The following is a 19,186-nucleotide window of genomic DNA, read 5'->3' on the forward strand; positions in this document are numbered from 1 at the left end:
GAGCGGATTAAATGGAAAAAAAATACTTTCATTTACTTTTTGTTTTAGCAAGTAGTTTTATAAAATGATCATATTTTTATATATATTTTTAACGGGCCTAATACTCGGCTCCTTCTATAACGTTGTAGGACTTCGAGTACCACTAAAAATGTCGATCATGCACCCGCGCTCAGCCTGCCCCTATTGCAAACATGTGCTTAGCCCCCTCGAACTGATACCCGTGCTATCTTATGTGTTCCAAGGAGGGAAATGCCGGAGCTGCAAAGCACCGATCTCCCCGCTTTATCCGGGAATGGAGCTTATGACTGGGCTTCTATTTGCTATAAGCCCGCTTATCCTAGGCTGGACAGAGGAACTGTTGGTATCTTGGTCGTTGATTTCCTTGTTTGTCATCATTTTTATAACAGACATCAAATATATGGTGATTCCGGATAAAATACTGCTGTTTTTTGCGTTGAATTTTTTACTAGAACGTATATTTATTCCTTTAAACCCATGGTGGGATTCTATTATTGGAGCTGCATCAGGGCTTGGGATAATGCTATTTATTTCTGTTGCTTCAAAAGGCGGTATGGGCGGGGGCGATGTAAAATTATTTGGGCTATTGGGGTTTGTGATGGGCATAAAGCTGGTCCTTCTATCCATGTTTCTTTCTACCTTATTCGGAACTGTGATCGGACTTCTACTAATGGCCGCCGGGAGGGTAAAGAAAGGGAAGCCGATTCCGTTCGGCCCCTTCATCTTTTTAGGCACATTGACTGCATATTTTTTTGGACAGAATATACTGGCCTGGTATTTCAGACTTCTGCTATAGAGGGAGTACGGGAAGGCTAGAACGGTACTTTACAGAAAGAGGTCAATGAACAAACTCCGAAAACGTCCTGAGGTTTCCGAAGAGTATATTGTGGCAAATGAATAGAATTTGACGAAAGCTAATGATAACAAGACGACAAAAGTCTTGTTATTTTTTTTTGACCCTATGATAGGATGGAAAACAGAAGCTTCGATGGCCTGTCCTGGAAGCTTTCTGAGCCATCTTTACATATTTACTAGTTTTGTATTTTTTTAATAGACTGTTTTCATAAACAGTCTAACCAAACGAATGGAGGTGGAGAAAAATGAAAAAAGGCAGCAAAAAAAACAGTAAGATCAAGATTAAAATCAATGGGGAAGAAAAGCTTTTGAAGGATGGGAATCTGCTGTCCCTGTCTGAAACAGCCGCATCCTCGGAGCCTGCTCCGGAGGAAAGCTTTGACTGGGTGATCCCCGAGATTGAAGCAGCTGAGGAAAAAGAGACAGAATCGCCTTATATTGTCAAAGCATCGAAAGAGAAGAAAGCAAAGTCTTTTACATTTAAGGCTAAGAAGCCTTCTGTCTGGGTTTCGATTGCGCTTGCTGTCGTGGTTGGGACTGGCCTGGGGTATATGGCGCTAAAAACCGTGACATCCAAGAATCTGTTGGACAAGGATCAAGGGGTACCGGCTGCCGCTCAAATCCAGACACCTGCTGAAGGCAAGAAGACGGCTTCGAGAACGGCCGCTTCCGCTCTGCCTTCGTTAAATGCCTATATCGTCCAGGGAGGAATCTTCTCCGGGGAAAAAGGGGCAAAGGCTGCAGCGGCGTCTGCGGAAGAAAAAGGGGTGCCGGCCAAGGTGATGGAACAGGGTGGGAATTATCTAGTGATACTGGGTGCCGCAGGAAGCCTGGATGATGCGAAGGCCCTGTCGCAGGAATTCAAGAAGCAGGAGGTGGATGCATTCTGGAAGGAAATCACCTTAAAAAGCAAAAGCGGAAAGGGTGCTTCAGGAGACGCCGCCCATCTAGCGGACTTGAACAAAGTGTACAGCCTCCTTGCTGAAAAAAGTTCGAGGAAATTATTGCAGCAAAGTTCCTCTACGAGCGGGAATGCGCTAAAAGAAGCTGTGGAGAAGATCGAAAAAGACCGCAGGGCAGCAGGGGATAAACTGCCTCAAATGGAAAAAACCATTCGCGATGCAGCAGCCATTTATCTTTCAGGCACTGAGGAGAAAAAGCTGGAGCAGACTCAGCAGAAGCTCTTGGACTTTTTAGCACTGTATGGGGAATAATAATGTAAATATATGACTTTCTATTTTCCGGGAAATAGACCCCCCTATTAAAGGCTGAAGAAGCCTTTTTTATTTTTGTAAAATTGCGTCAAAATACCGGCAGCCTAGAGTTCTCTCATATTTACCGGGAGAATGGCCATAGTAAGAGGCGGAGTATAAAATTTAATTTGTCGAAATGTTGTAGCCTTTGTGGTCTTTTGATACGATTGTAATGTATCTCCCAATATCCAAGTCTTGAAGGTAAGGTGAATCTAATTGAAACCTCTTATATTGGCGTCCTCATCTCCCCGCAGAAAAGAACTTCTGCAGCTATTGCAAATGCCTTTTACCATCATCAGCAGCGATGCGGATGAGACACTCCCCAGTCAAATATCTCCAGAAGAAGCTGTAAAGAAGCTGTCCCTATTAAAGGCAAAGGCTGTGTTTGGGCTGGAGCCTGAAGCCTGCGTGATCGGCGCGGACACCATAGTGGTCCTGGGTGATAAAATTCTTGGCAAGCCTAAGGACAGACAGGATGCCAGGCAGACGCTTGAAATGCTGTCCGGAAAGAAGCATGAAGTATTAACAGGGGTTTCCATTGTCGCAAAAGAAAAAACCGTTACATTTTACGAAAAAACCGAAGTAGTGTTTTGGGATCTCACGAAGGAAGAGATTGAGAACTACTTGGATACCGGGGATCCCTTTGACAAAGCAGGTTCATATGGCATACAGGGCTTTGGCTCTGTCCTAGTGAAAGAAATTAAAGGCGACTATTTTTCAGTTGTCGGGCTTCCAGTAGCCCGCCTGTCAAGGGAGCTTCGGGCTTTTTAACACCAGCGCTTTCGTGAATTCCCCCCTGCTTCGATAAGAACGAAAAAGGGGGAATTAAGTGTGCCGGAACAAATGTTGATTAAGGATTATCCAGCTGAAGAAAGGCCCAGGGAGCGCTTTATCCAGGAAGGCCCTGGTGCCCTGTCCATCCAGGAATTGATTGCGCTCCTGCTCAGGACAGGATCGAAGAATGAATCCGTCCTGCAGCTTTCCAACAGATTGATCAGTCATTTTGAGGGGCTCCGCCTCCTGCGCGATGCTTCTCTTGAGGAAATGATGTCCCTGAAGGGAATCGGTGAGGCGAAGGCCATCCAGGTGCTTGCGGCAGTTGAGCTCGGCAGAAGAATCAGCAATCTATCCTTCCATGACCGATATGTGATCCGTTCACCGGAGGATTGCGCGGATTACTGCATGAATGATATGAGATTTTTAACCCAGGAGCACTTTGTGTGCCTCTATCTGAATACAAAGAACCAGATCCTCCATAAGCAGACCATTTTCATCGGAAGCCTCAATGCTTCCATTGTGCATCCAAGAGAAGTGTTCAAAGAAGCCTTCAGGCGATCCGCGGCTTCTATTATTTGTGTGCACAATCATCCTTCAGGCGATCCGGCCCCAAGCAGGGAGGATATTGAAGTCACCAAGAGGCTGGCGGAATGTGGAAAGATCATCGGAATCGAATTATTGGATCATATCATTATCGGAGAAAAGAAATATGTGAGTTTGAAGGAAAAAGGATATGTATGATGCTATGAAATTTCTTGTCGATAAGATATAATATAATTTATGATTTTTAGAGGAAGATCATGGTCCTATTCTTGAATAAAGAACAGCTTATATTCGACAACTACTAAAATTCGACCACTGAAACTTAGGTTCATTCTTACTATAAAAATGTAAAGAGTTTGGAAAGGGAGATACAGCTATGTTAGGTATAGGAACAAGAGATTTAGGAATAGATTTGGGAACAGCCAATACGTTGGTTTATTTGAAAGGAAGAGGCATCGTTCTCCGCGAGCCATCCGTTGTCGCCCTGCAGACCGATTCCAAGCAGATCGTAGCGGTTGGAAATGATGCGAAAAACATGATCGGACGTACTCCGGGCAACGTGGTCGCCCTCCGCCCGATGAAGGACGGAGTCATCGCGGACTACGAAACAACGGCCATCATGATGAAATACTATATTAAGCAGGCGACGAAGAACAAAGGATTATTTGCCCGCAAGCCATATGTAATGGTATGTGTGCCATCCGGCATCACTGCCGTCGAGGAAAGAGCGGTTATCGATGCTACAAGGCAGGCCGGTGCCCGCGATGCTTACACGATAGAGGAGCCGTTTGCTGCTGCAATTGGAGCCAATCTTCCCGTTTGGGAGCCTACCGGAAGCATGGTAGTCGATATTGGCGGCGGAACGACCGAGGTTGCCATCATTTCACTAGGCGGTATTGTGACGAGCCAGTCGATCCGTATTGCCGGGGATGAAATGGATGATGCGATCATCAATTACATCCGCAAAAATTATAATTTAATGATCGGTGATAGAACGGCTGAAAGCATTAAAATGGAAGTAGGCTCTGCAGGAGAACCGGAAGGAATCGACAATATGGAAATCCGCGGCCGTGATTTATTGACCGGGCTGCCGAAAACGATCGAGATTACAGCAGGTGAAATTTCCAAGGCCCTGCGTGATACCGTTTATGCCATCGTGGATTCAGTCAAGAATACCCTGGAAAAGACTCCGCCGGAGCTTGCTGCGGATATCATGGACAGAGGAATTGTCCTGACAGGCGGCGGCGCTCTTCTGAGAAATCTGGATAAAGTCATCAGCGATGAAACCAAAATGCCTGTATTGATTGCAGAGAATCCGCTGGACTGCGTGGCCATCGGAACCGGCAAAGCGCTGGACCACATTCATTTATTCAAAGGAAGATCAAGTTACTCACGATAAGTCATAGAATCTGGATCCGCCTTAAGGCTGGATCCAGTATTCAATAAAAACAGCATCTGGGATTGCCTCACTGCTGGCTCCCGATCTGATGAGACAGAATGTATAGAGGTGAAGTCATGCCGCAATTTTTTCTAAACAAAAGGCTGATTGTGCTGCTGGTGAGTATTATCATCCTGGTGGCATTGATTGGTTTTTCTGTTAGGGACAGGGAGAAGCTCAGCTGGCCTGAGCAATTCCTCAAGGATACGACAGGGTTTATTCAAAATATCTTTGATAAGCCTGTACAGTTAACTGCTGGTTTTTTTGAGAACGTAAAAGATCTTGAAAATACATACCAGGAAAATAAACGATTAAAGACCCGCCTTGATGAATATGTCGATTTAAAAACAAAGGTCCAGGACCTTGAAAAAGAAAATACCGAATTAAGAGATGTATTGGGCAAGAAAGAAAGTTTACGAGATTTTTCACCGATCCAGGCAACCGTCATTGCCCGGAATCCGGATATGTGGCATGAAAAAGTCATTATTAACCGGGGGAAAATCCATGGTGTGAAAAAAAATATGGCGGTCATTACTGCGAAGGGGCTTGTCGGCAAAATCAAGACAGTCACCCAGTTTACATCCACCGTCCAGCTTTTAAGCTCTATGGATCCGAAGAACAGGATTTCTGTGGGCATTTATTCTGAAAAGACTCCTATTTATGGATTTATCGAGGGCTTTGATCAGAAGGAAAGACTGCTTATGATGAAAAAGATCCCTTATGACGTAAAAATCAAAAAGGGCTCTGAAGTGGTGACTTCCGGCCTAGGAGGAGTCTTTCCGAAAGGCCTTCCGGTTGGAAAAGTGGAAAAGGTGGAATCCGATCAATACGGGCTGACTCAGGTAGCGTATATCAAACCCGAGGCTGTCATGTATGACCTGAATCATCTGATGGTCGTTAAACGGACCATTACTACAGTAGATCCAACAGAATCAGGAGGCGGTGATCTGTGAGCAGAGTATGGCTTCCGCTCACTGCCCTTTTCCTCTTTTTAGCAGAGAGTTCTTATGCCGACTTATTTTCTGGGGAGCATTTCCACAGCTCCCGGATTTTTGTGCCGCATTTTCTTTTTATTTTTATCGTTTTTCTGACTATATTCGGTTCTACTAAATCGGGTATTATATACGGTCTGGTGTTCGGATTTTTATTTGATGTCGTCTATACGGAAATTCTGGGTATTTATGCTTTCTTATTTGCCTTTTTGGCACTGGTGGTATCAAGAGTCATGAAGATGGTGCATTCCAATATGCTCAGTGCTGCACTCGTATCCATCCTGGCTGTAGCGGTGCTGGAAATTCTGGTATATGAGGCCAACAGCCTGATTCATTTTACAGATATCAGCTTTAATGAATTTGCAAGCCTGAGGCTTCTGCCAACCCTTCTGCTGAATGCCGCAGCGGTGATCATCCTGGCGTTTCCGATTAAATTTGTGATTGACCGTTCAAAAGTTGTGGATTGAATGTTGGTGATGGCTCCTGGAAAAGGATTATGGCAAAGAATGTCGAATATGTAATCATTGAGGTGACCCCATGAGTAATAAATTACTGCCAAATGCAAATGTAATCATTAAAGGAACAAAAGAAGGGCTGACACTCCATCTCGATGATTCATGTTCATTTGATATGCTCTTAGAGGAGCTGGAAGCAAAGCTTTCTGCCAATATGAAGGCACCAGAAAACAAGCCATCGATTTCGGTAAGGGTGCATACCGGGTACCGATATCTAACCGAGCAGCAGGAAAGCAGGCTGCGGGATATCATTGCGGCAAAGAAAACGTTTAAAATTGAAGGAATTCAGTCTAATGTCATTACCATTGACGAAGCTAAAAGCCAGAGGGAAGCGTCAGAGATAACCTCCATGGCCGCCGTCATCCGCTCCGGGCAGGTGATCGAAGTGCCGGGAGATCTGCTGCTGATCGGAGATGTAAACCCGGGCGGACAGGTATCTGCGGGCGGCAATATTTTCATTCTTGGTGCTTTGAAAGGCATTGCCCATGCAGGTAAATATGGAAAATTGGACTCAGTCATTGCAGCATCGGTCATGAAGCCGTCCCAAATTAGAATAGGAGACTATCTGAACGGAGCCCCTGAACCTAACAGCGAAGAACAGAGCGGCATGGAATGTGCCTATGTCGACAATGGGCAGATTATCATTGATAGACTGCAAATCTTAAAGAGAATTAGACCAAATTTAAATAGATTTGAAGGGGGTTTCTAATCATGGGAGAGGCTATTGTTATTACGTCAGGTAAAGGCGGCGTAGGGAAAACGACCACATCAGCCAACCTTGGAACATCTTTAGCGATTCTCGGCAAAAAGGTGTGTCTGGTGGATACAGATATCGGTCTGCGGAACCTGGATGTCGTCATGGGCCTGGAAAACCGGATCATCTACGATTTAGTGGATGTCGTGGAAGGACGCTGCAAAACCCATCAGGCCCTCGTTAAGGACAAGCGGTTCGATGATCTGCTATACCTGCTTCCGGCAGCGCAGACAAGCGATAAAAACGCTGTGACTCCTGAGCAGATGCACAAGCTGATCGGCGACTTAAAGCAGGATTATGATTACATAATTATCGACTGCCCGGCCGGGATTGAACAGGGATATAAAAATGCCGTAGCTGGAGCGGATAAAGCGATCGTCGTGACAACTCCGGAGGTATCTGCAGTCCGAGATGCAGACCGGATTATCGGCCTTCTGGAAAAAGAAGAAGGAATGGAAGCCCCCAAGCTGGTCATCAACCGGATCAGAAGTCATATGGTGAAAAATGGGGAAATGCTGGATATTGATGATATTACTACACATCTTTCCATTGATTTAATCGGCATAGTGGTGGACGACGACCAGGTCATCAAAGCTTCAAATCAGGGAGAGCCGATTGCCCTTGACCCGAATAACCGCGCCTCTGTCGCATACCGGAATATTGCTAGAAGAATTCTTGGAGAGTCGATTCCGCTGAAGCCCCTGGATGAAGAGCCGAAAGGCCTTGTGGCAAAATTGAAGAAATTTTTTGGAGTCCGCTAATAAACAGAAGCAGGCTGTACATGGATCACAGAGATCTGTTACAGCCTGCTTTTTCTTTTTGCTGTGTCCTTTGGAATATTAGGGACAAGTTTCTCATACATTCATACAGGAATTGTTCAGTTAGGGAGGGGAATGTACGTGAAAAACAGGCAAAAAGAATTGAGAGACCGAATTGCCCGCAGAAGAAAGCTGCAGCCGCCGGCGAAAAGACAGGATTGGAGCGTTTCCTACAATGCGGAGGATTCAGATTTCGACCGCCCGGCCGCTTATGAAGTACCTCCTGAGTCCTACCACCCGCTTTTTCGTAAAGAAGTGTATTATTTCAAGATTCTTGCCTCGCTGTGCCTCTTTCTCGCTGTGGCCATCATGTTTAAAAAGCCTGTTCCTGCCTTGTCTGAGACGAGGGTCGCTATCAGCCATTATATGAAGCAGGAATTCGAATTTGCCGCAGCAAAGGACTGGTATCAGACAACATTCGGAAAGCCGCTGGTTTTCTTTCCTTCAGATAAGAAGCCTGTAACCGCATCAAAGGAGAATGAGCAGTATGCTCTGCCGGCATCGGGGAAAATAGCCCAGACCTTTGAAACAGACGGACAGGGGATCATGATTGAAACGGACAAGGATTCACCCGTGGAAGCAGCGAAGGGGGGCACCATTATTTTTATCGGAGAAAAAGAAAAGCTGGGAAAAACCGTGGTGGTACAGCATAGCGATAAAAGTGAATCATGGTACGGGCATTTAAGCACTGTGGATGTTTCCTTATATGAGAACGTCCCAAAAGGGAAGATTCTTGGAAAGGTCACGAACAAGCAGGAAGGCGCAAAAGGGACCTTTTACCTGGCCATTAAAAAAGGAAGCACGTTTGTCGATCCGAGACAGGTGATCCCATTTGACTGAATATTGGCAGCTCCTGCTGAAAATCAAGGTCCATCCCACTTTTTGGCTTGTGCTGGGGATCGGGGTTCTTACGGCTCAATTTACCTATCTCTGCATGCTTTTTTTCGTTATATTGATACATGAACTGGGCCATGCCGCAGCTGCCCAGTATTTTTCCTGGAGAATTAAAAGCATTAAGCTTTTGCCCTTTGGAGGAGAACTAGAAACAGAGGAGCATGGAAACCGGCCGGCACGAGAAGAGCTTGTGGTTGCCCTGGCCGGTCCGCTTCAGCATATATGGATGGCCCTTCTTGCCTTTGGTTTATATGGGGGTCATATGCTGGAAGGCGGTGTTTTCTATTCGTTTCTCTTTATGAACACCATGATTCTTCTGTTCAATCTGCTGCCCATATGGCCTCTGGATGGAGGAAAGCTGCTGTTTACTTTCCTTTCCCTTAAATCGCCTTTTCTGATAGCCCATAAGAACACAATCGCTGCGTCTGCCATTACTATAGGAATTGGAATCCTATTAAGCCTAATCACTGTCCCTAATAACTTGAACATTTGGATTATGGTCCTCTTTTTACTGTTTTCTTTATTTGTTGAGTGGAAGCAGCGGCATTATATTTTTATCCGGTTCCTGTTGGAACGGCACTATGGAAGGAATCCTGGCTTTCCGGCCCTTAAGCCCATCAATGCGGATGAAAATGACAGTCTTGCTTCGGTTCTCGGCAGGTTTCAGCGCGGCTGCAAACATCCCGTTATTGTCACAAAGGATGGCAGAGAGCGGGGAGTCCTTGATGAAAACGAACTCCTTCATGCCTATTTTACAGACAAGCTGACAACCGCCAGGCTCGGCGACCTGTTATACTCCTATTAAATATGATATCCTTTCTGATAGTCAGCACAGATAGAAGGGATATTTTTTATGAAAAAAATCATTGTCAATGCTAAATCAAGAGAAAAGAGATATGCCATTATAAAGGACAATAGAGTGGTGCGCTTTGAGATCCATCAGCCTGGGGAGGAAAGCCAGGCTGGAAATATATATCTTGGGACTGTTCTTAAAGTAATTCCGGGAATGGATGCGGTCTTCGTCGATATTGGAAGTGAAAAGCAGGGATTTCTGCACCGTGACCAGCTGCCTTCTTATAGTCTCTCTCCACTTCCGGCGGAACAGAAAAAGAGCCTGCCGCTTGGCAAGTTCATAAGAGAGGGAGAAAAGCTGCCTGTACAGGTTGTAAGAGAAGGAACGGAATCGAAAGGACCCAAGCTGTCTGGCATCATTGAGATCGCTTCAGAGAATTTGGTGCTGATGCATGGTACGGATTATATCGGCGTTTCCAGGAATATGGCAAACGGGAAGCTGCAGAATCAATGGCGGAAGCGGGCATTTTCTGTGAAAGAGCCCGGCGAGGGCATGATTATCCGGACAGGCCTCGAGCATGCGACTGAAGACCAATTCCTGAAGGAACTGAACGAGCTGAGAAAGAAATGGCAGGAAATCCAGAAGCGTGCTTTACAGATGAAAAAGCCGGGACCTATTTATCAGAAGGATTCTTTTCTGGAAAAGCTGCTGAAGGAGCCTGTGAACGCCGGAGATGAAATCATCATTGATGATCTGCAGCTTTTCCAGGCGGTGAAAAATGCCTCAGGAGATGCCTGTTCCATCCTGTATGACAGCGGCAATGAGAATGTATTTTCTAAATATGGCGCCGAAATGCAAGTAGATGCAGCGTTAAACCCAGCGGCGGATGCAGCAAATGGAGTTTCTCTAGTCATTGAGCAGACGGAAGCCTGCACCGTAGTCGACGTGAATTCCGGGAGTTTTACTGGGAAAATGGAAAAAGAGGCAACGGTGCTGGCTGCAAATCTTGCAGCAGCGAAGGAAATCGCCGTCCAGCTGAGTCTGCGAGGAATCGGCGGTATGATTTTGATCGATTTTATCAATATGAAGGAAGAAAGCAGCAGAAGGAAAGTGGAAGAGGAGCTTGCAGCTGCTCTTTCAAAGGATGAAGCCCGCACGAAAATCATTGGATTTACACCGCTTGGGATCCTTCAGCTGACAAGAAAAAAGACATCCAGGGCGCTGAGGGAAAAGCTTACAGTTCCCTGCCCCGTCTGCAGCGGATCCGGAAGGGTGGAAAGCGCCGAAACCTCAGCTTTCAGACTGGAAAGAGAGCTCCTTGCGCTGCGGTCTCAGGATGAGGAAGCGGTCTGGATTGAAGCAGAACCATCCGTGATACAGGTTTTTGCAGGAAGCGGCAGGGAGCATCTTCCTTATATTGAAGAACTTGCAGCAAAAAGAATTTATATCACCCCTTTACAAGCAGGCATTCCAGGTTATATAATCAGACAGCTTGGAAGCATAGATGATATCAAATCCAGGATCGGCGGAGGAGCGAAGTCTGTGTAATAAATATACAGATAGTATTGACACGCTGTTTAATTCTATGGTACCATTGTCTATGTTATGTTTGTAGCACCCGTGCTACAACCGCACAGATCAGGTTAAAGTTTTTGCCCCTGGCAGAACGCCTGTGATGGCGAGTCTGAGTTAATTAGAGGAGGTGCAAGTATGTACGCAATTATTGAAACTGGTGGAAAACAAATCAAAGTTGAAGCTGGACAGACCGTTTACATTGAAAAATTAAACGTTGAAGCTGGTGAAGTTGTAACTTTTGATAAAGTTTTATTCGTAGGTGGAGAAAACGTAAAAGTAGGAAGCCCTGTTGTTGAAGGAGCTACTGTGACTGGTAAAGTTGAAAAACACGGCCGTCAAAAGAAAATCATCGTTTTCAAATACAAAGCGAAGAAAAACAACCGCAAAAAGCAAGGTCATCGTCAGCCATACACTAAAGTAGTAATCGACGCGATCAACGCGTAAGGCTAACGAATGATAAATGTTGAAATAAACCATGCCCCTGATGGGAAGATCCAATCTTTTACCATGAGTGGACATGCTGAGTTCGCAGATGCTGGTCAGGATATTGTCTGTGCCGGTGCTTCCGCGGTCTCCTTCGGGGCTGTAAATGCCATTGAGGAATTGACCGGAGTGGAGCCTGGCATTGAAATGGGCGGCGAAGGAGGTTATCTGAAGTGCATTCTTCCAGATGGCCTCGATGCCGGTACATCTGACAAGATCCAGCTGATACTGAGCACCATGCTTGTATCTTTAAAGACCATTGAACGAGATTATAAAGAATACATGAAGATTATCATTCATAAATAGGAGGTGGAACATATGTTAAGATTAGATCTTCAGTTCTTCGCTTCCAAAAAGGGAGTAGGTTCTACAAAGAACGGACGTGACTCTATCTCTAAGCGCCTTGGTGCTAAGAGTGCAGACGGCCAATTCGTATCTGGTGGTTCAATTCTTTACCGTCAACGCGGTACAAAAATTTACCCAGGTGCTAACGTAGGACGCGGTGGAGACGATACTCTATTTGCAAAAGTTGACGGTGTTGTTCGTTTCGAACGTTTAGGCCGTGACCGTAAACAAGTTAGCGTATATCCAGCTGCTCAAGAAGCTTAATTTTTGCATCTAAGAAAACTCTGACCCCTGGTTAGAGTTTTCTTTTTTTACTTTTACAGAAGCGATTGATTAAAAAAGTCGAGCTTTTTGCCGGCTGCTTTCTTATACGTACCCCATACATAAAGGAATGCAGCTGCCTTTACATTTCAATATTTCAGGAGCCTTTAAATGAGAAAAGAATGGAAAATAACGGAGCTTATGAGACACTCCAGGCATGACTGGCTCAACAGGATTCAGCTGATAAAGGGAAACCTGGAACTAAATAAAGTGGACCGGGCCAAAGCAATCATTGAGGAAATCATTATTGAATCAAAGGCAGAAGCAATGCTCTCATCCCTTAATATGCCCTTATATGCCGAATTATTGATGACTGCGAACTGGCAGGAATATCCCTTTAAGGTTGAATATGAAATTCTTGATGTGGAAAATGGCTGCCCCTCCATTGACAGAGAGCTCTCGTTCTGGACCCGGCAGCTGTTTGAGGAAATAACGCTCAGCCTGGATCCCTTTGCGGAGAGCCTTTTAATGATATCCATTTATAAAGAACATCAAAATATGCGGTTTTCCTATGAACTGCAGGGTAATATAACATCAGAAGAGAATCTAAGGGCGCTGCTTCTGGACTGTAAGACAGAGTGCCTTGATATAACGATAAAGAAGTTTGAGGAAAGTGAACTTTCCTTCGAAATAAGCAAGAAGCCTGTGACTGGCAAATAAGTGCAGCCTGGTGTATACATAAAGGCATTTTCCGTGAACGAAAGGAAGAGGCCTACATAAAAAAGGAAGTGATGGAATGTTTGTCGATCAGGTCAAGGTCTATGTAAAAGGCGGAGATGGCGGAAACGGCATGGTTGCGTACCGCAGAGAAAAGTATATTCCTAAAGGCGGTCCAGCCGGCGGAGACGGCGGTCATGGAGCGAATGTAGTATTTGAGGTAGAAGAAGGTCTGCGGACTCTTATGGATTTCCGCTATCAGCGGCATTTTAAGGCAAAACGCGGAGAGCATGGCATGTCCAAGAACCAGCATGGCAGAAATGCAGCAGACATGATTGTTAAAGTTCCCCCTGGAACAGTGATCATGGATGAAGATACAAAAGAAGTCATCGCCGACCTTACAGAGCATGGCCAGCGTGCGGTGATTGCAAAAGGCGGCCGCGGAGGACGGGGAAACAGCCGTTTTGCCACGCCGGCAAACCCTGCCCCTGAAATCTCAGAAAATGGGGAGCCGGGACAGGAACGCTATATCGTTATGGAGCTGAAGCTGCTGGCAGATGTCGGCCTCGTCGGCTTCCCAAGTGTCGGAAAGTCCACCTTGCTTTCAGTGGTATCTTCAGCGAAACCGAAAATCGCGGAATATCATTTTACAACGATTGCTCCTAACCTGGGTGTGGTTGAAACAGAGGATAATCGAAGCTTTGTCATGGCTGACCTTCCAGGATTGATTGAAGGCGCATCAGAAGGTGTGGGCCTCGGACATCAATTCCTCCGCCATATCGAGCGGACCCGCGTCATCGTGCACGTCATCGACATGTCGGGTCTCGAGGGACGGGATCCGTATGAAGATTATCTAACCATCAACTCAGAATTAAAAGAATACAATCTGCGCCTTACAGAGCGTCCTCAGATCATCGCAGCCAATAAAATGGATATGCCGGATTCCGAGGAAAATCTGAGAGTGTTCAAGGAAAAGGTCGGAGAAGATCTTAAGATATTCCCTATCTCGTCCTTTACACGCGAAGGAATCCGCGACCTGCTGTTCGAAGTGGCCGATACCCTGGAAACCACTCCGGAATTCCCTCTTGAGCATGTGGAAGAGCAGGAGGCAGGAGAAGTCAACCGGGTTATGTATAAGCATGAAACACCAGATAAAGACTTTATCATTTCCCGTGATCCAGATGGCACCTTTGTAATTTCCGGATTCAATGTGGAGCGCTTATTCAAGATGACCAACTTCAACCGTGAAGAGTCCATCAAGAGATTTGCCAGACAGCTCCGCTCTATGGGAGTCGATGAAGCGCTTCGTGAAAAAGGAGCCGAGAATGGCGATGTCATCAGGCTTCTGGATTATGAATTTGAATTTATCGACTAATCGGGCTTTGACCCGCATCTAAACCCGTAAACAGCCTTAGTAATGGGGGCATTTATGAATAAGATAGATAAAAAATTTTACTTGGTCCGTGAAGATGTACTTCCCGAGGCTATGCAGAAAACAATCGAAGCGAAAGAACTGCTGGACCGCGGAAAGGCCGAATCCGTCCTGGAAGCGGTACAGCAGGTGGATATCAGCCGGAGCGCCTTCTATAAATACAGGGATACTGTTTTTCCTTTCCATACCATTGTAAAGGAGAGAATTATCTCTTTATTCTTCTACCTGGAAGACCGGTCCGGCACACTATCGAACCTGCTGGCCATTGTAGCGGGAGCAGGATGCAATGTCCTGACAATCCACCAAACCATTCCCCTGCAGGGCAGGGCCAACGTCACCCTCTCCCTCAATACAGACGGAATGAACCAAAGCATTGACGAACTCCTCTCAAGCCTGAGAAAACTCGAATTCGTCGAAAAAATAGAAGTCCTGGGAACAGGAGCCTGACATGCAGCTGAAAAGCTGCATGTTTTATTATAAAGCGGAGAACGGTGCTTTTCACTCAGGACTGAAATAGAGCAGAATGAAGAACTAAACCATTTGAATAAAATTAATAGTTGAAAAGCAGCCATCCGACAAGCATAAGACGGGCTGGCTGTGGGAAGCGGGTTTCTTCCCATGGCCAGACTGGCTTATGACTCGAGGATGGCAGTTCGGAGCTGGAATAATATAAAGCGGAGAACGGTGCTTTTCACTCTGGAATGATATAGAGCAGACTGAAGAACTAAACCATTTGAAAAAAATTAATAGTTGAAAAGCAGCCATCCGACAAGCATAAGACGGGCTGGCTGTGGGAAGCGGGTTTCTTCCCATGCCAGACTGGCTTATGACTCGAGGATGGCAGTTCGGAGCTGGAATAATATAAAGCGGAGAACGGTGCTTTTCACTCAGGACTGAAATAGAGCAGAATGAAGAACGAAAAGTTAACTTCGGCTGAAATAAGATCAAAAATTATTGAAATTATCAAAAAAATGGACTAATATAAACAGTAATTTTTATTGTTAGGAGAGAAGAAAACTTGGGATATAAAATAGCTTTTCTGGGACCTAAAGCAACTTTTACAGATTTGGCGGCAGCAAAGCTGTTTCCTGAGGAGGAGCGGATTCCGCTCATGACAATTCCGGAGTGCCTTGACGCCGTGGCGGACGGGGACGCGGACGCAGCCCTGATACCGGTTGAGAATACGCTTGAAGGAAGTGTCAATATTACTCTTGATTATTTGATTCATGAAGTGGATCTTCCTATACGGGGAGAGATTACGGCACCCATCAGCCAGCATCTTATGGTTCATCCGGATCATGAGGAGGAGTGGGCTGATATAGAGAGGGTCTATTCGCATTCCCATGCGATTGCACAATGCCACAAGTTCCTTCACAAGGTGCTGAAAGGAATTCCTGCGGAAAGTGTCACTTCTACTGCTGCTGCGGCAAAGCTTGTCTCTGAAAACCCGGGAGAGCGGATTGCCGCCATAGCAAATGAAATGGCAGCCCAGGAATATGGGTTAAAGATCGTCCAGCCGGATATCCATGATTTTAATCATAATCATACTCGTTTTATTGCCGTCTCAAAAGAACAGTTAGTATTTGAAGGCCACCAGGCAGAGGAACTCGGAATGAAAACGACGCTGATGATCATGCTTCCCGCCGATCATCCAGGTGCCCTGCATCAGGTGTTATCTGCGTTCTCCTGGAGAAGGCTCAATTTGTCAAAAATCGAATCGAGACCCATGAAAACAGGTCTTGGCAATTATTTTTTTATTATTGATATTAATATGGAAATGGACGGTGTCCTGATTCCTGGTGCCATTGCCGAGCTTGAGGCACTTGGCTGCTCTGTAAAGATACTGGGAAGCTATCCGAGCTTCGCTATTCAAAAAATAAGGACGGGCAGTGCTATATAGAGGGAGAAACGTTAACAGAGACTGCAGGATGCTCAGTAAACTATGAGTTTGTCTGCAGTTTTTATTCTTTTTGAGTGCTGTTGATTTCGTTACAGGCGCATCGATTTCCGAAGGGAGGCGGTGTGGATTATCCAATTACAAGAGACATAAAAAGGTGTCAAGAATGAGATTATTCTGGACACCTTTTGCCGGCTTTACTCAACAAGAAAGCCTTCCTTTTTCATGGCCGTCTCCGCCTGGTCCAATGCAGCTTCGGTGGCTGCGGACAGGGTATGGAGGTGGATTCCTTCGGTCAGTTCTGATAGATAGACCGCCTTTGTATTCTTGATTTTATCGAGGAACTGGTCGACTTCCTTCCGGTTGGATACCATAATGGAGGCAGTAAGGTCTCCATATACAGGATGCTCGATTTTTACATCCTTGACCAGTATTCCGTGATCGACCAGCAGATATAGCTCTTCCTTTGCCTGTTCAGGTGAATGCTGGCAGGCGATGATCCTTTCCACCTCTTTAGGTGCTGCGGCTGTATGAAGGTATAGATAACCCTGGCTGGTGGCGATAATCGGTTCATTCCTGGCCTTGAGCAGGGTGATGTCTCCCACAATAATCTGGCGGCTGACACTGGACAGCCTTGCGAGCTCTGCTCCTGTCACAGGGGCAGTACTTTCCTTCAAGAGGTTCAGAAGCCAGTTTCTTCTTTCTTCCCCTAAGAGTTTTTTTTCCGGTTTCATGTATCGACTCTCCTTAAAAGCTAAAGGAAATTATTTAATCATTCTATCATAGCACAATGAAAAATTATATGTTTTGCTCATACGAAAGCAATCCCTGCTGCATAGGGAAGGCAATTTCGGACAATGACCTGCACAGTATGTCCATATGTTCCTTTTTTATTTTCTTTCCAAAGGAAATGCGTATAAGCTCTTGGCTAATCAGAGCAGCCCGGCATGAAAATCCTTGTACATCCCGAATGCTCAAGGGAAGTGGTGGCACTGTCAGATTACAGCGGCTCCACCTCTTATATCATCCAAATGATAGAGAAGGCAGAGCCCGGGACCCAGTGGGCCATCGGGACCGAAATGAATCTTGTAAACAGCTCAGGAAAGATCATCCGGAAAAAGAAATTATTTCACTTAATCCCCATATGTGTCCCTGCTTGACCATGAACGGATTGATCTTCCTCACTTGCTGTGGACGATTGAAAACATCGAGGCAGGCAGTGTCCAGAATCGTATAAAAGTAGCTCCGGAAACTGCAGGAGATTCTCTTTTAGCCCTAAACAGAATGCTCGGGGCTTTATAAGCTTTCATTCCTCCTGTAAGAAGCCGGGGGATTTTTATTTTTCTTGTGGTGAAGTCCCGGCTGGAAATGCTCTGTAATAAGAAAACAGAGATTCTAAAATTCTTTTAAATTTTTTTCTTTTTCTTCTAAATGCTTCCCTCCTGGCATAAGTTTTCATGAAAATGTTAGCACTTTGCCCAGACCTTCATAGGATATAAGGACATAAGCACAGGAGGGAAGATGTGTGAAAATTCATATAGCAAAAAAAGGGGATACTCTTTGGATTCTTTCCAAGAAATACAATGTGAATTTTGATGAGTTAAAAAAGCTGAATTCACAGTTGAGCAACCCTGATATGATCATGCCTGGCATGAAAATCAAGATACCGGGAGATGCCAAGAGCGGAGGAGGCACAGGAACTGGTGCCAAAATTACTTACAGTGCAAAAGAAACCCCTAAGAGCACGGGGCCGCTGATCAAGGAAAAAGCGAAGGAAGTCCCGGTAAGCCCCGCTCCTGTCCAGAAAGCTCCGCCGCAGCCTCCGCCGGTAAAGGAAATGCCTGTACCAGTCCCTCAGGCTCCGCCGGTGGTTAGTCAAGCCACCCAGCCGGAGATTACCGAGGTGGAGATTAATAACTATTTTACGGCAAACATGGCTAATATGACGGTCCCAGAGCCAAAGCCGGCACCTGTCATCCCAAAGAAGCCGGCTAATGTCCTCCCGGGGCTTATGAAGCAGGAGTCGCCAGAGTCACCTGAATCACCTGAACCGCCGCCTCAGCCGCAGATGATGCAGCAGGCAGCCCCCGTCATGGAGCAGCAGCCTCCAGTGCAGGCAGCCCCGATGCTCCCGCCGGCTGACCAGTGCATCCCAATCTCACCTGTGATGCCGGGAACAGGCTACTTTGATCCAATCAATATGCCAAATTATCCTTTCCCTGCAGCACCTATGTTCCCACAGATGCCTGGCTATCCCCAGCAGCAGGGAGCAATGCCGCAGGTCCAGGGGGCGTACATGCAGCAGCCGTATATGCATCATGAAAGTTCAAGCTATGATTCGTCTTCTTATATTCATCATTCAATGGGCGGGCAGCCGCAGCCTTATTCTCAGGGATATCAAATGCCATTTGCACCGCAGGGAGGAGTCATGGGCGGCTTTATGGGACATTCTGAGTCTTCCAGCTCCCCTTATGAATCATCAAGCAACATGCCTAAGCACTCCATGTATTACGGACATCTCATGCATTCAGGAGGAGTGAATCCGCAGGCAGCCCCAAGCCAGGTGATGGGACAATATGCACCTCCTGCAGACGATTGCGGCTGCGGGGCACCACAGCAGGCAATGCCTTATGAATCAAATCCGTATGGGCAGCAGGCGATGCCTTATAACCCAGCGTATCCTTCATATGGGGTGGAATCACCAGGATACCAGCCTCCTCAAGCTGCCCAGCCGTCATACGGGGGAGATATACAGGCAGGATACGGCCAGCCTCCGCAGGGAGGAGGAATGAACCAGCCGGGATACGGCCAGCCGCCATATGGGGG

Annotated in this window: 21 protein-coding genes, 1 pseudogene and 1 other annotated feature; of the genes and pseudogenes, 21 read left to right on the plus strand and 1 reads right to left on the minus strand. The window is 46.1% G+C overall.

Annotation, left to right across the window (positions count from 1 at the left end; translation table 11 throughout):
* Positions 1 to 64: 64 nt before the first annotated feature.
* The 19 genes from H539_RS0112325 (at position 65) to pheA (ending at position 16,363) form a co-directional block, all read left to right on the plus strand.
* Entirely contained in the window at positions 65 to 814 is a 750-nt protein-coding gene (locus H539_RS0112325) for a prepilin peptidase (RefSeq protein WP_180321051.1), read from the plus strand.
* 304 nt (positions 815 to 1,118) lie between these two features.
* Positions 1,119 to 2,087 carry an SPOR domain-containing protein gene (locus H539_RS0112330; protein ID WP_026693772.1) on the plus strand — a complete coding sequence of 323 codons (969 nt, stop codon included), beginning with the start codon at positions 1,119 to 1,121 and terminating at the stop codon, positions 2,085 to 2,087.
* A 255-nt stretch (positions 2,088 to 2,342) separates the two neighbouring features.
* Positions 2,343 to 2,897: a Maf family protein gene (locus H539_RS0112335; RefSeq protein ID WP_026693773.1), complete on the plus strand. Its 555-nt coding sequence runs from the start codon at positions 2,343 to 2,345 to the stop codon at positions 2,895 to 2,897.
* Between the two features lie 72 nt (positions 2,898 to 2,969).
* On the plus strand, positions 2,970 to 3,644 hold the full coding sequence (gene radC / locus H539_RS0112340; RefSeq protein ID WP_035322595.1) for a RadC family protein: 675 nt from the start codon (positions 2,970 to 2,972) through the stop codon (positions 3,642 to 3,644).
* 178 nt (positions 3,645 to 3,822) lie between these two features.
* Positions 3,823 to 4,845: a rod shape-determining protein gene (locus H539_RS0112345; RefSeq protein ID WP_026693775.1), complete on the plus strand. Its 1,023-nt coding sequence runs from the start codon at positions 3,823 to 3,825 to the stop codon at positions 4,843 to 4,845.
* A 116-nt stretch (positions 4,846 to 4,961) separates the two neighbouring features.
* Positions 4,962 to 5,837, plus strand: coding sequence for a rod shape-determining protein MreC (gene mreC, locus H539_RS0112350; RefSeq protein ID WP_026693776.1), 876 nt, complete (start codon positions 4,962 to 4,964; stop codon positions 5,835 to 5,837).
* A complete protein-coding gene (gene mreD / locus H539_RS0112355; RefSeq protein ID WP_026693777.1) occupies positions 5,834 to 6,343 on the plus strand; it encodes a rod shape-determining protein MreD in 510 nt (169 codons plus the stop codon). Before mreC ends, mreD begins: the two co-directional genes overlap by 4 nt.
* A gap of 70 nt (positions 6,344 to 6,413) precedes the next feature.
* The gene (minC, locus tag H539_RS0112360; protein WP_026693778.1) at positions 6,414 to 7,100 is read left to right on the plus strand and encodes a septum site-determining protein MinC; all 687 of its coding nucleotides are present in this window, start codon (positions 6,414 to 6,416) and stop codon (positions 7,098 to 7,100) included.
* 2 nt (positions 7,101 to 7,102) lie between these two features.
* Positions 7,103 to 7,906 (plus strand): septum site-determining protein MinD, encoded by an 804-nt coding sequence (minD, locus tag H539_RS0112365; protein ID WP_026693779.1) that lies wholly within the window; start codon positions 7,103 to 7,105, stop codon positions 7,904 to 7,906.
* Positions 7,907 to 8,044: 138 nt separating this feature from the next.
* Complete coding sequence (locus H539_RS0112370; RefSeq protein ID WP_026693780.1) at positions 8,045 to 8,803, plus strand: M23 family metallopeptidase; 759 nt, start codon at positions 8,045 to 8,047, stop codon at positions 8,801 to 8,803.
* Complete coding sequence (locus tag H539_RS0112375; RefSeq protein WP_026693781.1) at positions 8,796 to 9,662, plus strand: site-2 protease family protein; 867 nt, start codon at positions 8,796 to 8,798, stop codon at positions 9,660 to 9,662. The genes H539_RS0112370 and H539_RS0112375 overlap by 8 nt, the downstream gene beginning before the upstream one ends.
* A gap of 48 nt (positions 9,663 to 9,710) precedes the next feature.
* On the plus strand, positions 9,711 to 11,198 hold the full coding sequence (locus tag H539_RS0112380; protein WP_026693782.1) for an Rne/Rng family ribonuclease: 1,488 nt from the start codon (positions 9,711 to 9,713) through the stop codon (positions 11,196 to 11,198).
* A gap of 69 nt (positions 11,199 to 11,267) precedes the next feature.
* Positions 11,268 to 11,346, plus strand: a sequence feature (ribosomal protein L21 leader region).
* A gap of 14 nt (positions 11,347 to 11,360) precedes the next feature.
* A complete protein-coding gene (gene rplU / locus H539_RS0112385; protein ID WP_026693783.1) occupies positions 11,361 to 11,669 on the plus strand; it encodes a 50S ribosomal protein L21 in 309 nt (102 codons plus the stop codon).
* 9 nt (positions 11,670 to 11,678) lie between these two features.
* Complete coding sequence (locus H539_RS0112390; RefSeq protein WP_026693784.1) at positions 11,679 to 12,014, plus strand: ribosomal-processing cysteine protease Prp; 336 nt, start codon at positions 11,679 to 11,681, stop codon at positions 12,012 to 12,014.
* A 12-nt stretch (positions 12,015 to 12,026) separates the two neighbouring features.
* Positions 12,027 to 12,317, plus strand: coding sequence for a 50S ribosomal protein L27 (gene rpmA / locus H539_RS0112395; RefSeq protein WP_026693785.1), 291 nt, complete (start codon positions 12,027 to 12,029; stop codon positions 12,315 to 12,317).
* 168 nt (positions 12,318 to 12,485) lie between these two features.
* Positions 12,486 to 13,034: a Spo0B domain-containing protein gene (locus H539_RS0112400; protein WP_026693786.1), complete on the plus strand. Its 549-nt coding sequence runs from the start codon at positions 12,486 to 12,488 to the stop codon at positions 13,032 to 13,034.
* A gap of 76 nt (positions 13,035 to 13,110) precedes the next feature.
* The gene (obgE, locus tag H539_RS0112405) at positions 13,111 to 14,406 is read left to right on the plus strand and encodes a GTPase ObgE (protein WP_026693787.1); all 1,296 of its coding nucleotides are present in this window, start codon (positions 13,111 to 13,113) and stop codon (positions 14,404 to 14,406) included.
* A gap of 54 nt (positions 14,407 to 14,460) precedes the next feature.
* On the plus strand, positions 14,461 to 14,910 hold the full coding sequence (locus H539_RS0112410) for an ACT domain-containing protein (RefSeq protein WP_026693788.1): 450 nt from the start codon (positions 14,461 to 14,463) through the stop codon (positions 14,908 to 14,910).
* 571 nt (positions 14,911 to 15,481) lie between these two features.
* Positions 15,482 to 16,363: a prephenate dehydratase gene (pheA, locus tag H539_RS0112415; protein WP_026693789.1), complete on the plus strand. Its 882-nt coding sequence runs from the start codon at positions 15,482 to 15,484 to the stop codon at positions 16,361 to 16,363.
* A gap of 194 nt (positions 16,364 to 16,557) precedes the next feature.
* Here pheA and H539_RS0112420 read toward each other — a convergent pair whose 3' ends face one another.
* Positions 16,558 to 17,094 (minus strand): transcription repressor NadR, encoded by a 537-nt coding sequence (locus H539_RS0112420; RefSeq protein ID WP_026693790.1) that lies wholly within the window; start codon positions 17,092 to 17,094, stop codon positions 16,558 to 16,560.
* 207 nt (positions 17,095 to 17,301) lie between these two features.
* Between H539_RS0112420 and nadA the strand changes: the two are divergent.
* Together nadA and safA are read left to right on the plus strand one after the other, a co-directional pair.
* Positions 17,302 to 17,662: pseudogene (nadA, locus tag H539_RS30780) on the plus strand (quinolinate synthase NadA); the annotation flags it as partial.
* 223 nt (positions 17,663 to 17,885) lie between these two features.
* Positions 17,886 to 19,186: SafA/ExsA family spore coat assembly protein (safA, locus tag H539_RS32600; protein ID WP_051348558.1), on the plus strand; the 1,301-nt coding region annotated here is incomplete at its 3' end.

Origin of the sequence: Peribacillus kribbensis DSM 17871 (genome assembly GCF_000430765.1) — a bacterium.
Classification (GTDB): Bacteria; Bacillota; Bacilli; order Bacillales; family DSM-1321; genus Paraperibacillus; species Paraperibacillus kribbensis.

Bases quoted from the DNA above. Each gene is read 5' to 3' on its own strand.
- mreC (WP_026693776.1), top strand. From the start codon at position 4,962: ATGCCGCAATTTTTTCTAAACAAAAGGCTGATTGTGCTGCTGGTGAGT.
- minD (WP_026693779.1), top strand. From the start codon at position 7,103: ATGGGAGAGGCTATTGTTATTACGTCAGGTAAAGGCGGCGTAGGGAAA.
- obgE (WP_026693787.1), top strand. From the start codon at position 13,111: ATGTTTGTCGATCAGGTCAAGGTCTATGTAAAAGGCGGAGATGGCGGA.
- H539_RS0112400 (WP_026693786.1), top strand. From the start codon at position 12,486: ATGAGAAAAGAATGGAAAATAACGGAGCTTATGAGACACTCCAGGCAT.
- H539_RS0112410 (WP_026693788.1), top strand. From the start codon at position 14,461: ATGAATAAGATAGATAAAAAATTTTACTTGGTCCGTGAAGATGTACTT.
- rpmA (WP_026693785.1), top strand. From the start codon at position 12,027: ATGTTAAGATTAGATCTTCAGTTCTTCGCTTCCAAAAAGGGAGTAGGT.
- minC (WP_026693778.1), top strand. From the start codon at position 6,414: ATGAGTAATAAATTACTGCCAAATGCAAATGTAATCATTAAAGGAACA.
- H539_RS0112330 (WP_026693772.1), top strand. From the start codon at position 1,119: ATGAAAAAAGGCAGCAAAAAAAACAGTAAGATCAAGATTAAAATCAAT.
- H539_RS0112390 (WP_026693784.1), top strand. From the start codon at position 11,679: ATGATAAATGTTGAAATAAACCATGCCCCTGATGGGAAGATCCAATCT.
- H539_RS0112380 (WP_026693782.1), top strand. From the start codon at position 9,711: ATGAAAAAAATCATTGTCAATGCTAAATCAAGAGAAAAGAGATATGCC.
- radC (WP_035322595.1), top strand. From the start codon at position 2,970: ATGTTGATTAAGGATTATCCAGCTGAAGAAAGGCCCAGGGAGCGCTTT.
- H539_RS0112345 (WP_026693775.1), top strand. From the start codon at position 3,823: ATGTTAGGTATAGGAACAAGAGATTTAGGAATAGATTTGGGAACAGCC.
- H539_RS0112420 (WP_026693790.1), bottom strand. From the start codon at position 17,094: ATGAAACCGGAAAAAAAACTCTTAGGGGAAGAAAGAAGAAACTGGCTT.
- H539_RS0112325 (WP_180321051.1), top strand. From the start codon at position 65: ATGATCATATTTTTATATATATTTTTAACGGGCCTAATACTCGGCTCC.
- rplU (WP_026693783.1), top strand. From the start codon at position 11,361: ATGTACGCAATTATTGAAACTGGTGGAAAACAAATCAAAGTTGAAGCT.